Below are 13,715 nucleotides of genomic sequence, written 5' to 3' on the forward strand. Positions count from 1 at the left end.
ATTGATAATATTCAGCGCAGCTTTACTTTCTTCGTCAGATATTGTTTGCTCTTTTAACCAACGGTCAATTAAGGTTGGCATTGAGTACAAGCTTCCCCATCGTTGGCAAACCTGCTCGTTACTAAGTAAATAATTTTCTTGTTCATCGATGTGCAAGACTAAGTGATAGTGATTCGACATAATGGCATAGGCACAAATGTTAATACTAAAAATAGAAGCGAGTTGATGCATTCGCTCAACCATCCATTGGCGGCGGTGTTCAAATGATTGGCCAGTGTATTTATCTTCACCACATAAATAAGCTCGACGAACACAACGAGATATACAGTGGTAATAAGGGGTATCAGCAAGCGATACTTGAGATTGTCGAGATTGCGTCATAACAAACTACCTCCGAGCATGTAAAACTGCATCACTGAAAGATAGGTTGATTATGAATATTGGTCAAAGTTTATGGATGTCCATTGGTTTTTCTAATGTGCAAGACTAAGTGATAGTGATTCGACATAATGGCATAGGCACAAATATTAATACTAAAAATAGAAGCGAGTTGATGCATTCGCTCAACCATCCATTGGCGGCGGTGTTCAAATGATTGGCCAGTGTATTTATCTTCACCACATAAATAAGCTCGACGAACACAACGAGATATACAGTGGTAATAAGGGGTATCAGCAAGCGATACTTGAGATTGTCGAGATTGCGTCATAACAAACTACCTCCGAGCATGTAAAACTGCATCACTGAAAGATAGGTTGATTATGAATATTGGTCAAAGTTTATGGATGTCCATTGGTTTTAAAAGTTTATGGATGTCCATTGGTTTTCCCATCCATTGGTTTTCATTGGTTTTTTGGATAGGAGAAAACTTAATAGCCAAATATCTTATAAAGTGTATAAGATAATTATACTCGTAATTGTAGGAGTTAAGTCATAACAAACCCTCCTATCATGAAAATAGCATGACGAAGAGGTATAATCGCAATGAACATAGGTTTAAGCTTATTCATTGTTTTGCTTTAAAGTTAATAATTAGAAATGGCACTATGTATAATAAAAAATTAATAAAAATTAGAAGTTGGCATCAGAATTCATTCTTAAGAAACGATACCGATATCCTTTTTATAAAACCTAAAACATGATTAATTACTGGGGGCTCAATTTTCATGACTATTGAGCTACTTTAATAGTTGTTCATCGAGCCATTATCATACCAGTGATTTTTAACTTTGGTTGATAAATGATCAGCGATTAATGCATGAGTTCGAAAATCAGGATGAAAAGCTCCATTCATACCGCTATCAGTTTGATCAGTCTGAAATAGGATTGAATCGTTTGTATTACGAAACCATCGTGACTTATCAACATCATAAGCCCATGCTATTGAAGGATCACTTGGGTACCAGACTCCATGCCTGACATGGGGGTATATTGGAATATTTTTATCTTGCCTAGTATACCCTGCACAAATGCCCTTACTTAAAAGATCAGAAGTGTATGAGTCAATAAAATTCCAGCCGTATTTCTCTGCAGACTTCTTCATCTCAGAATAAAGAGGTTCTATTAGACCAACATTTAAATCATGCATTTCTGATTGAGTAATGCCCAAATCCCAGCGTTGAGTCCAAAAACCTTTAAGAAGCTTAGACCTTGCTTGTTCATTTAGATCTATACTTCTATCTTTGCCACAAAAAGTCACACCATCTTCAATAAATGTTGGATTAGGGTATGCTGTAAGATAAACCTTACTCTGATCCTCGACTAACCCAGTCTGAGTCAACTGCTCTGAAAACCATTGGTAGTATTCTGGTAACCAGTACTTTATTCTATCTTTTCCTACAGGCTTATTTTTAGAACATATGCTTTGCCCTGTATATTTTGGGCATACAGGTTTAATCGCTTTGTGTGTAATATTTACAGCTAAAAGTCCACCTAGGTGCCTATAACTATTCGGTATAGTAGCCCAGGCAATTGAAGGTGCAAACCCAACATCATTGCCACCTACACTTACAAAGACAGCATCAGGCTTTCTTAACTCCCCATCACAACGGTACATTCCTTGAATTTCAAGATTTCGACTATTTTTGCCTGTATAACCACGGTAGAAAGCTTTATTTACTATACGTATTGTACCATTTCGGCAGAGATGTTTTACAGCAAAATTAACTTGTGATTCTTTTACAAACTTTCCACCGCCAGGCGGACTTTTTTGTGGAATCAATACCCCGTCCAAAACTTCTGCACCAGAGCAAGCAAGAGGTACGACTGTTATTGTCTCATGGGGATTAATACCCGCAAGTTTTAAAGATGCCATAATATGTTGACTAAAAAAAGACCTGTGGCACTGTTTATCTAACCATTCAGCTGCATTTTCTACCCACTTATTTTTTGCATCTTCCATCCATCGACCGGTTATATTTGTTTCTTTATGAGCCGCAGCTAACGTAATAATTCCATTTTTACTGACTACTGTTGGATAATCTGGATTACCTTCTCCAGAAGCAAAAGAATCACCTATTCCAAGTATTAATCGGTCTTTAACAATTACATCAGCTTCAATAACTTCATCAGAGGATAAAATTATTACAGAAAGTCGAGAGCTTCCTTTTCCGAACTGCGTTTTAGCATAAAACTTAAAACCATTTACGCAATTTTCTTGTGAAGTTTGATCTTGATATTTCCATTTACACTCCCCAGCAACATTTTCGGTTAATTTTGAAAAAACTTGATGCTTTGATGGAAAGATATAATCTTCTAATAGTCTCCTATCGGCATTAATATCTGTATTCCAATAGGTTAGATTATAGGGAGGAAGTAGCTTTCGATCTTTTCTTGACATTCTATTTTTAATGAAAGCGAGTGCTGTTTCTTCCTTATTGATTGAAAATTTGGAACGTTCTACATCCGATTTTATAAAACGAAATGGCTCTTTAACTTCCCATTCTAATTGATTGGAAGAAGCTACAGATGACACTAAAACAAAAAAATATATTATTATAATGTTAATTTTCATTTTGTACTCCTTTATATGTTAAATTAATATCAGAATAAAGAACAAAAAATAATCTGATATAATTATGATAACCCTATATCCGTTTAAAGTTTCTACTGGCTATTCTTAATCTTTTAAAAATTTTTTAATCACTGCTGACTAGTTCTGGTATTGACTTTTGCTTTCTAGCAAATCAGACTATGTTAGTTTTGAATCTATTTACTCTTGTAGTTTTTAGTTGCTCAGAAAATAAGATATGTATTTCTTTATGTAAAATAAAAATAACTTCTATTTCTAGACTATTCCTTTATCTGTTTTTTATTTCAAGAGATAGATCTGCATACTCTGAGTGTACTTTATGTTGAAAGTCTCGCGCATTTACTTGTTGCGCCTTAAGCAATTTAAATTGATTAGATTTCTCCTCACCCGTACTAGAAGAATATAGAAGAACAATTTTAGATAAACTTTCGTCAAGCTTTTCGGCTTCGACTTTATAATCTCCTTCATTACAAGACTTAGTTAGTAATGTGTGTTTCAGTATTAATGTCTCTTTTTTTAACGAATCAACAACATCTTTTAATTCATCTAATTTTTTACAAATATCTTTCAGAATTATTTCAGAAACAAACAATGAGTCTAAGGGCCCCAAAATAAATGCTTCTGAAATATTACGGCTCTTACCTAATTGCTCTTGAATAGCCGTGAATTTTTTTATGCCAATATCCTCATAAGATATAATACTTTTTTGTGCAAAAGACACTCCTTCATCTAAACTACAAGCTCCGTGATATACAATTGCATCTGCTATTGCACCTTCAACAGTATAATTGTCTAATGGCAAATGTCGTTTCTCTGACATTTCAGTAAGCAATTCTGCTCTTTTACTGTGAATTCCAGGAACAATGACACTAGTTGCAGCAGACTCAAAAATTGCTTGATTTAATTCTGAACGCGTACCACTAGAGATGCCAGCCAAACCAGAAAGAATTCTTGCAGAATCAGCACCTGTTACAATGGCACCAGCCCCGCCAAGAATTGTTGTTAAGGAACCAAAGAATGCATTTTGATTAGTACTCACTCGTTTTAGATAAGTGGTATAGAGATTACATCGCTGATTAGAGGCAGCAATCAATCGGTCTTGTATCTGGGAGCGATGGGCAGCTTTATAGTTGTCATTAGCAGCCTTAAACGCTCGACGAAGTTGCCTATTTTTTTTGAAAGAGTTTAAATTTGAAAATTCAATTTCATTTTCATTTTCATTTTCAGTATTCTTAAGACCGTAATTAGGGTCCAATAATAGTAATAACTGCTCATCACTAAACCCTTCAAACTCTGGAGTAAATATTTGATTAGCAGATGCGATAGTAACCCTATCCATAACACTTGATTCTGGAGATACATTAAATAGGCCACACCCCGATAATATCGGTAGAATAAAAACAAATAAAAGTAATACCTTAATATGCTTTATTGTATTCATAATTTTCCCCCACAACATACTAACCAATGCTCATTTATCCCTTAGTAACATAAATATTCCGTAGTTCATTTTACTCACTTTATCGTTACCACTCCTCAGCCCCCTCCATAAATTTACCCTAGGCTTTTATTCTCTTTTATCAACCAAACCAGGGCAAATATCAACAATAGGTCACATACAAACACGAAAAATACAGTCAAAATAGTGACATGAATCATACTTTGTGAATTTATATCTTGCTTATTAGGAAGGAAATTTGTAGGTATTTAGATTACTTAATAGCAAGTAATCTTAATCAATCACTTACTTCAAAACAAAAAAAGCCACTCAATTGAGTTAATGCCGATCGGTTAAGGATCTAATAAGAAAACTTGAACGATCTTCCAGATAGATCATAATCCCTAATCTTATTTAAGGCTGGGGATTTTTTTTGTTTAATCAAGAGATGGAATTGGTGTATGAGTCATTTGAAAATAAAGAGGCTTACGACAGCGTATTAACAGCCATTGATTCTAAATGGATTGAAGAAGCATTATTTTGTACTCAAAAAGCGAGTGTTCGACGTCGCCGCTTACCTGCAGAGCAAGCTGTTTGGCTAATCATCATGATGGGGTTAATGCGAAATTGCTCAATAAAAGAAGTCTGTGGTTCACTCGATATTGCTTTGCAAACTAACCCTGATGAAGTCTATGACCATGTTGCCCCTAGTGTACTCACCGATTGTCGAAAGCGATTAGGTGAATCTCCCATGAGCTACCTTTTTAGTACAACTTGTGCGGCTTGGCATAAATCTATCATAGCTAAAAAACATAGTATCGGTTTAAACTTATTAGCCGTAGATGGCACGACCTTTAGAGCGCAAGACACGCCAGAAAATAGTGAAGCATTTGGTTTTATCTCAAAATCTAATCCTGTTTATCCGCAACTTCGTATGGTTTCTTTGCATTCAACGCATACTCGGATGCTACTTGGCGCTGCATTTGATAGCTGTAGTGTCGGCGAGATAACCCTAGCTAAACGGCTACTGACCGATATTCCAGAAGATTCATTAACCTTATTTGATCGTTGTTATTTTTCAGCAGACCTAATGCTCAATTGGCAGCAGTTCGGTATCAATGCACATTGGCTAACACCGGTAAAAAAAGCTATGCGGTATGAAGTTATTGATCGGTATGCCGATAATGATTTATTAATCGAAATGCCAGTATCCCCGCAAGCAAGAGCTAAAAACCCAACCTTACCAGAGACTTGGCAAGTAAGAATGATATGTTACCAAGATCCAAAGGGTGATATTAAAGGCTTTATTACCTCATTAATTGATCCGACACTGTATTCAATAGATGCATTACTATCTGTGTACTGGGAACGATGGGAAATAGAGCAGAGTTTTGGAGAGCTTAAAAATAATCAGCTTAATGGGGAAATAACACTACGAAGTCGTTTTCCAGAAGGGGTACAGCAGGAACTATGGGGGGTATTATTGGGTTATAATTTGATCCGACTTGAAATGGTTAATATTGCGCTAGAAGCGAAGGTTGAACCTACACGGATCAGTTTCACGGCAGCCATTTGTATTATAGATACGCAAATAAGAGCCTATGCACTATCAGGTAATGGCACTATTCCGAAAAAGCTTCAGCTTATGCGAGAAGATGTTAAACATTTTATTTTGCCCAAAAAAAGAAAACACCGAACGTTTTCACGTTCAGTGCTCTATATTCCATCTAGATATCCGTTAAGATATAAGCCTAAAATCTCTTAACCGAACGGCATTGACTCAATTGAGTGGCTTTTTATTCGCTATTTAAACTAGATTATTACTTATCAAATAAATAATTAACCATTAATGCGTTTGTGTAGCTCTTGTACTGAGTTTACTGTCGCTTCAGGTGCTGTTGGGTCAGCAGTATGAGCGCGGCAAGTTGCAAAAGCACCGTTTAGCGTTGTAGTGTAGTTCACTTTGTAACGTAGTGCTGCACGACGTAGCTGGCGTGAATCTTCAATTGATATACGCCCTTCTGTTGTGTTCACAATGTACTTGTATTCACTATTTTTAACACGGTCAAGAATGTGCGGACGACCTTCGCTCACTTTATTCACAAGGCGAGCATTAATACCTGCATCTTGTAACACGATCATAGTGCCGTGCGTTGCATCTAGCTCGAAACCTAAGTCCAACATTGTTTGCGCTAGTTTAGCAACACGCTTTTTATCGCTGTTTCGAACAGAGATTAATGCGCGGCCAATTTCTGGCACTTCTTTGGTTGAACCTAATTCAGCTTTTGCGTACGCTTCAGCAAAGGTTGCACCAGCGCCCATTACTTCACCTGTTGAACGCATTTCTGGGCCTAAGATTGGATCTGAGCCTGGGAATTTGTTAAACGGTAATACGACTTCTTTTACAGAGTAGTATGGTGGAATAACTTCTTCAGTAATGCCTAGTTCTTTCAGTGTTTTACCTGCCATCACACTTGCGCCGATTTTAGCAATTGGCACACTTGTCGCTTTAGATACAAACGGCACTGTACGTGCTGCACGAGGGTTTACTTCAATCATGTAAACTTCATTATCTTTAACGGCAAGCTGCGTGTTCATTAAACCAACAACGCCTAGCTCTAATGCTAAGGCTTTAATGTAACCACGCATTTCATCTTGAATTTCAGCACTTAATGTATAAGCCGGTAATGAACATGCAGAGTCACCAGAGTGGACACCCGCTTGCTCAATATGCTCCATGATGCCACCGATAACAACATCAGTACCGTCACAGATTGCATCGATATCAACTTCGATTGCGTCATCTAGGAAACGGTCAAGAAGAACAGGTGATTCATTAGAAACACTCACGGCTTCTTTAAAGTAACGACGTAAATCAGTTTCGTCATAGACGATTTCCATCGCACGACCACCTAGTACATAGGAAGGACGTACCACTAATGGGTAACCAATACGTGTTGCTGAAGTAACCGCTTGTTCGAGCGTTGTTACTGTATCGTTTTCTGGTTGTTTAAGGCCTAGACGCTCAACGACTTGTTGGAAACGTTCACGGTCTTCAGCGCGGTCAATAGCTTCTGGAGAAGTACCAATAATTGGTACGCCAGCGGCTTCAAGTGCACGCGCTAATTTAAGGGGTGTTTGACCACCGTATTGCACGATAACGCCTTTAGGTTGTTCAACACGTACGATTTCAAGCACATCTTCAAGCGTGATTGATTCAAAGTATAAACGGTCAGAGGTATCGTAGTCCGTTGAAACCGTTTCAGGGTTACAGTTAACCATGATGGTTTCGTAACCATCTGCACGCATTGCCATCGCAGCATGTACGCAACAGTAATCGAATTCAATACCTTGACCAATACGGTTAGGGCCACCACCGATAATCATGATTTTTTCGTTATCTGTTGGGTTTGCCTCACACTCTTCGTCATAGGTTGAGTACATGTAAGCAGTATCAGATGAGAACTCAGCAGCACAGGTATCTACACGTTTGTAAACTGGGTGTAATGAAAACTTCTCACGTAATTTACGTACTTCAGTTTCAGTAATACCCACCACTGATGCGATACGGCTATCAGCAAAACCTTTACGCTTAAGTCCACGTAAACGCGCTTCATCTAATGAGCGTAAGCCGCCTTCTGCTAGTTTTTTCTCTTCAAGAATTAGATCTTCGATTTGCACTAGGAACCAATTATCGATCATCGTGATGTTATGAATTTCTTCCATCGTCATGCCGATACGGAATGCATCACCGATATACCAAATACGCTCTGCGCCTGCTTCACGTAGTTCATATAATATTTTGTCTTTTGCGCCTGCGTCGTTTAGGTCAACCATTGGGCTGAAACCATCAGCGCCAACTTCTAAACCACGTAGTGCTTTTTGTAATGATTCTTGTTGGTTACGGCCAATCGCCATCACTTCACCAACTGATTTCATTTGTGTTGTTAAACGGCTATTTGAATTAGCAAATTTCTCGAAGTTAAAACGCGGAATCTTAGTAACAACGTAATCGATTGTTGGTTCAAATGATGCTGGTGTTTTACCGCCAGTGATATCGTTTTGTAATTCGTCAAGCGTGTAACCGATGGCTAATTTCGCTGCGATTTTAGCAATTGGGAAACCCGTTGCTTTAGATGCAAGTGCAGATGAACGTGATACACGTGGGTTCATCTCAATCAATACCATACGACCGTCTGCAGGGTTAATACCAAACTGTACGTTTGAACCGCCCGTTTCAACACCAATTTCACGTAGTACTGCTAAAGATGCATTACGCATTAATTGGTATTCTTTGTCTGTTAGTGTTTGAGCTGGTGCAACGGTAATTGAGTCACCGGTATGAATCCCCATTGGGTCAAAGTTTTCAATCGCACACACAATGATACAGTTATCATTTTTGTCGCGAACCACTTCCATTTCATACTCTTTCCAACCGATTAATGATTCATCAATCAATAACTCACTGGTTGGAGAAAGGTCTAAACCGTTTGAACAAATATCATCAAACTCTTCTTGGTTGTACGCGATACCGCCACCCGTTCCACCCATCGTAAATGATGGACGAATAATACAAGGGAAACCAACCATGTCTAATACACCGTAAGCTTCTTCCATTGTATGTGCGATACCTGCACGTGGACAGTCAAGCCCAATTTTCTTCATTGCGGTATCAAAACGACTACGGTCTTCAGCTTTATCAATTGCATCCGCTGTTGCGCCAATCATTTCAACATTGTATTTAGCTAAAATACCTTTTTCTTCAAGCTCTAGCGCACAGTTAAGTGCCGTTTGGCCACCCATTGTAGGTAATACTGCGCATGGACGCTCTTTAGCGATAATTTTCTCAACCACTTGCCAATGAATAGGTTCGATGTAAGTAGCATCGGCCATTTCTGGGTCGGTCATGATAGTAGCAGGGTTAGAGTTAACAAGTACAACACGGTACCCTTCTTCTCTTAACGCTTTACAAGCTTGTGCACCTGAGTAATCGAATTCACAAGCTTGACCGATAACAATCGGGCCGGCACCAATGATGAGGATAGTTTTTAAGTCATTACGTTTTGGCATCTGAAATTACCTTTTAATATCTGTTCTATGCTGCGATTAACTAGGCGTTTTTGTACTGTTCAATCAATTCAATGAAGTGATCGAATAAAGGTGCTGCATCATGCGGGCCAGGGCTCGCTTCCGGATGACCTTGGAAACTAAATGCCGCTTTATCAGTACGATGAATACCTTGTAATGAACCATCAAACAATGACACATGCGTCGCACGTAAATTTGCCGGTAAGGTTGCTGCATCAGCCGCAAAACCATGATTTTGCGCTGTGATCATAACAACATCGCGATCTAAATCTTTCACTGGGTGGTTAGCACCATGATGGCCAAATTTCATTTTCACTGTTTTTGCACCACTTGCTAGTGCAAGTAATTGATGCCCTAAACAGATACCAAATACTGGAATATCAGTTTTTAGAATTTCTTGGATTGCTTCAATCGCGTAAGTACATGGTTCCGGATCACCAGGGCCATTAGATAAGAAAATACCATCTGGATTCATCGCTAACACTTCAGATGCAGGTGTTTGTGCAGGTACCACAGTTAATTTACAATCACGGTCAGCTAACATACGTAAAATATTACGTTTAACGCCATAGTCATAAGCAACAACATGGTATTTACAATCTGTTTTCGGCTCTGGTAAGCCGCCTGTTAATGTCCAGCTACCTTGTGACCATTCAAATGATTCTGCAGTTGTCACTTCTTTCGCTAAGTCCATCCCTTTTAAGCCAGGGAAACCTTTCGCTTGTGCCAGTGCAGCAGCTTCATCGATATTATCACCAGCAATGATACAACCTGCTTGAGCGCCCTTTTCACGTAAAATACGTGTTAGTTTACGTGTATCGATATCAGCAATACCCACTACATTACGTGTGGTTAAGTATTCGCTTAAAGATGCTTGACTACGGAAGTTGCTTGCAAGAAGAGGTAAATCACGAATAACAAGACCACATGCATGAATTGATGGGGATTCTTCGTCTTCGTCGTTGGTGCCGGTGTTGCCGATGTGGGGGTAAGTGAGTGTAACGATTTGTCGAGCATAGGATGGATCAGTCAGAATTTCTTGGTAGCCTGTCATTGACGTGTTGAAAACAACCTCACCAACAGAACTCCCATGAGCGCCAATTGATACGCCTTTAAAAACAGTCCCATCTTCCAATACCAGTATGGCAGAATGACTCAAGTTAACCTCCATGAATAGCAAATAAATAAAAATTTATATAATCTGAGTGAGGCCATGCAGAGCATTTTTTCACCAGAAAATAGTAAAATTTGGCAAATTCCGCGTATTTTATAGATCTTCTGTGACGTTGGCCATTTAATTTTTAATTTTTTACAAAAAAAATTACATAAATCTCAATTCATTTATCGCTGTAAATATGTTAGCAAATGCTAGAAAAGTTACGGAGATCAAGTTTCGTTTATTTTAGTGCTCGAACAGCTAGAAATTAATGACAGTGGGGATAAAGAAGAGTAGCGTTGAAGGGAAATAACGGTTACTGAACATAGTTTAAGTAATCAATAACCGTTTGATTTTTAAGACAGTACTTTGATTAACGTTAAAGTAGCTGGCAAGGTTGGGATCAAAAATACAACCAATAAACCAAGAAAATGACGTAGGCTATATGGGTCTTTAAAATTTTCTTCTGACACGGTAACTTCCTTAACTTAAAATAGATAAATTGATTTAGATCAATGTTATTGTAACGTAAATTGATTGAAAATCAAACTAAGTAAAACCGAGGTTATTCTTCTTTAAAGTGGTAAAAGGTCTATTTATGCAACAATTACAATCACATCACGCTGCACCAGTCTGGTCATTCTTTGAAAAAATATGCGAAATTCCTCATCCTTCTAAGCATGAAAAGCAATTAACTGATTGGATTACTAATTGGGCACACTCAAAAAATATTAGCTGTGTTCAGGATAAAATAGGCAATTTAATACTTAAAAAATCAGCTTCTAAGGGTTTTGAAGACAAAACACCTGTAATCCTACAATGTCATCTTGATATGGTGCCGCAAAAAAATAACGATAAAGCCCATAATTTTTTAACCGATCCAATCATTCCGATCATTGATGGGGAATGGTTACGCGCCGACAACACCACCTTGGGCGCCGATAATGGCGTGGGTATGGCCTCTTGTTTAGCTGTTTTAGATGATGACAGCATTGAGCATGGCCCAATTGAAGTATTAATCACCACCGATGAAGAAACCGGCATGACCGGCGCATTTGGTTTAGAAGCAGGAACACTTGACGGACAGATCTTAATCAACACCGATTCAGAGCAAGAAGGTGAGCTATATGTTGGCTGCGCAGGTGGCGTGAACGTTAACGTACTATTACCCTTTGAAAAGATGGAACCGGATATTGCAGACAGCGCCTATGAAATTTCTATTTCAGGATTTAAAGGCGGTCACTCTGGTGTGGATATTAATTTAGGCCGTGCTAATGCAATTAAAGAATTAGCCGCCGTACTGTCTAACTTAGATGCAGCGCCCTTTTTAATCTCTTCTTTTACCGGAGGCAGTTTACGCAATGCAATCCCCCGTGAAGCAAAAGCGGTCATAGTATGCGATCAACACTATCAAAACAGCATCGATACCGTGATCAACACATTAAAAATTAAGCTTAATGATAAATTCAAAGAGAGTGAATCTAATTTCACTTTGAGTATTAAATCTTGTCCGTTACCAAGTTCAGTATTAACACATGGTAGCCATGACAATTTATTAAAAGCGTTACTGACCTGCAAAAATGGTGTATTTGCAATGGATGATAACTTCCCTAATGTTGTTGAAACCTCATGCAATTTAGGGGTGATCACACAACAAAGTGGCGCGATTAATCAGTTTGCAATTCAAGTCTTAGTACGTTCTCAAGTCGAAGCAGATAAACAGAAGCAAGCTTCTTTGATTGCAGAGCATTTCCAACAATTTAATGCGCGTGTAGTAAAAGAAGGTAATTACCCTGGCTGGACACCCAATAAGCAATCAACGATATACCAAATCATGGAAGCAGAGTATCAACGTTTATTCGATAAAAAGCCTAAACCAATGGTAATACATGCCGGACTCGAGTGTGGTTTATTCAGTGATAAATATCCGCATTGGGATATGATTTCATTTGGCCCGACGATTAAATTTCCACACAGTCCCGATGAAAAAGTACACATTGCTTCCGTAGATAATTACTGGTCACTATTAAAAGCCACCCTAAAAGCCATTGATTAAATAAGTAAGCGGTTGCTTGGTTTAGATGCAAAAGCTCAAGCAACCACAAAGCCACTGCGCTGCACAGAGAACACGAAGAAAAGCTAAAAAGGTAAGATAAAACCCCCAAGAGAATAAATAAATTGAGTTTGTTGATTACTTATAAAGGTTTTGACTTAACCTTCTTCACCTTTCGTGTCTTCGTGGTTGACAGCTTTTGATTTTGACCTTAAAACACAAGCAACCACGAAGCCGCTGCGCTGCACAGAGAGCACGAAGAAAATCTAAAACCTTAAAGGAATGGATATAAAAAGCATAATTTTTTTATTCTTTAAAAGGTTTTGATCTTACCTTCTCCACCCTTCGTGCCTTCGTGGTTAATTGCTTTATGCTTTTGATTTTTGATTTTATAGAAGAAGCCATTATCTACAAAACACCCTAGCCCAAACACAATAACAAAATCCCACCGTTAAATTTCCCTAAGCCAACAGCTTATTTTAGTAAAGACAAACAGGACGTTTGTCTTAAGCTCGTTCGGTACAGAGACGTACAGTAAGAGCTGGTACGGTTAAAATAAACTGCCGGTTTAGAGAAGAAAATGCTCGGTGTCAGTCTCTTTGCTTCTTTCTTTTCTGATAAGAGAAAGAAGATCGCCGTCAGGGCGAAATACGCTGCAAATAAACACCAAGATGCATCAATGAGCAAAGACGAAAGCTAAAACAATAATGTTTATTACTTACATAGATTTTGACCTAACCTTCTTTACCCTTCGTGCCTTCGTGGTTAATTGCTTTATGCTTTTGATTTTTTATTTTAAAGAAGAAGCCATTATCTACAAAACACCCTAGCCCAAACACAACAACAAAATCCCACCGTTAAATTTTCCTAAGCCAACAGCTTATTTTAGTAAAGACAAACAGGACGTTTGTCTTAAGCTCGTTCGGTACAGGGACGTACCGTAAGAGCT

The 13,715-nt window shown here is 38.3% G+C and carries 7 protein-coding genes and 1 pseudogene; 2 read left to right on the forward strand and 6 right to left on the reverse strand.

Annotation, left to right across the window (positions count from 1 at the left end):
- The 4 genes and pseudogenes from H5084_RS18580 to H5084_RS18595 form a co-directional block, all read right to left on the reverse strand.
- The coding region (locus H5084_RS18580) for a transposase (protein ID WP_220486014.1) at positions 1–381 on the reverse strand (381 nt) is incomplete at its 3' end.
- Positions 382–475: 94 nt separating this feature from the next.
- Positions 476–709, reverse strand: a pseudogene (locus H5084_RS18585) (transposase); the annotation flags it as partial.
- A gap of 474 nt (positions 710–1,183) precedes the next feature.
- A complete protein-coding gene (locus tag H5084_RS18590) occupies positions 1,184–3,013 on the reverse strand; it encodes a hypothetical protein (protein ID WP_182692137.1) in 1,830 nt (609 codons plus the stop codon).
- 286 nt (positions 3,014–3,299) lie between these two features.
- Positions 3,300–4,472 (reverse strand): hypothetical protein, encoded by a 1,173-nt coding sequence (locus tag H5084_RS18595; RefSeq protein WP_182692138.1) that lies wholly within the window; start codon positions 4,470–4,472, stop codon positions 3,300–3,302.
- A gap of 430 nt (positions 4,473–4,902) precedes the next feature.
- Here H5084_RS18595 and H5084_RS18600 point away from each other — a divergent pair, with 430 nt between their 5' ends.
- Entirely contained in the window at positions 4,903–6,234 is a 1,332-nt protein-coding gene (locus tag H5084_RS18600) for an IS4 family transposase (RefSeq protein ID WP_182692139.1), read from the forward strand.
- Positions 6,235–6,308: 74 nt separating this feature from the next.
- Here H5084_RS18600 and carB read toward each other — a convergent pair whose 3' ends face one another.
- On the reverse strand, positions 6,309–9,539 hold the full coding sequence (carB, locus tag H5084_RS18605; protein WP_182692140.1) for a carbamoyl-phosphate synthase large subunit: 3,231 nt from the start codon (positions 9,537–9,539) through the stop codon (positions 6,309–6,311).
- Between the two features lie 40 nt (positions 9,540–9,579).
- The gene (carA, locus tag H5084_RS18610) at positions 9,580–10,728 is read right to left on the reverse strand and encodes a glutamine-hydrolyzing carbamoyl-phosphate synthase small subunit (RefSeq protein WP_220486015.1); all 1,149 of its coding nucleotides are present in this window, start codon (positions 10,726–10,728) and stop codon (positions 9,580–9,582) included.
- 583 nt (positions 10,729–11,311) lie between these two features.
- On the opposite strand from carA, the gene H5084_RS18615 reads away from it, so the two are divergent.
- Positions 11,312–12,769 (forward strand): aminoacyl-histidine dipeptidase, encoded by a 1,458-nt coding sequence (locus tag H5084_RS18615; protein WP_182692142.1) that lies wholly within the window; start codon positions 11,312–11,314, stop codon positions 12,767–12,769.
- Positions 12,770–13,715: the final 946 nt, after the last annotated feature.

Source organism: Psychromonas sp. SR45-3 (genome assembly GCF_014163575.1).
GTDB classification, from domain to species: domain Bacteria; phylum Pseudomonadota; class Gammaproteobacteria; order Enterobacterales; family Psychromonadaceae; genus Psychromonas; species Psychromonas arctica.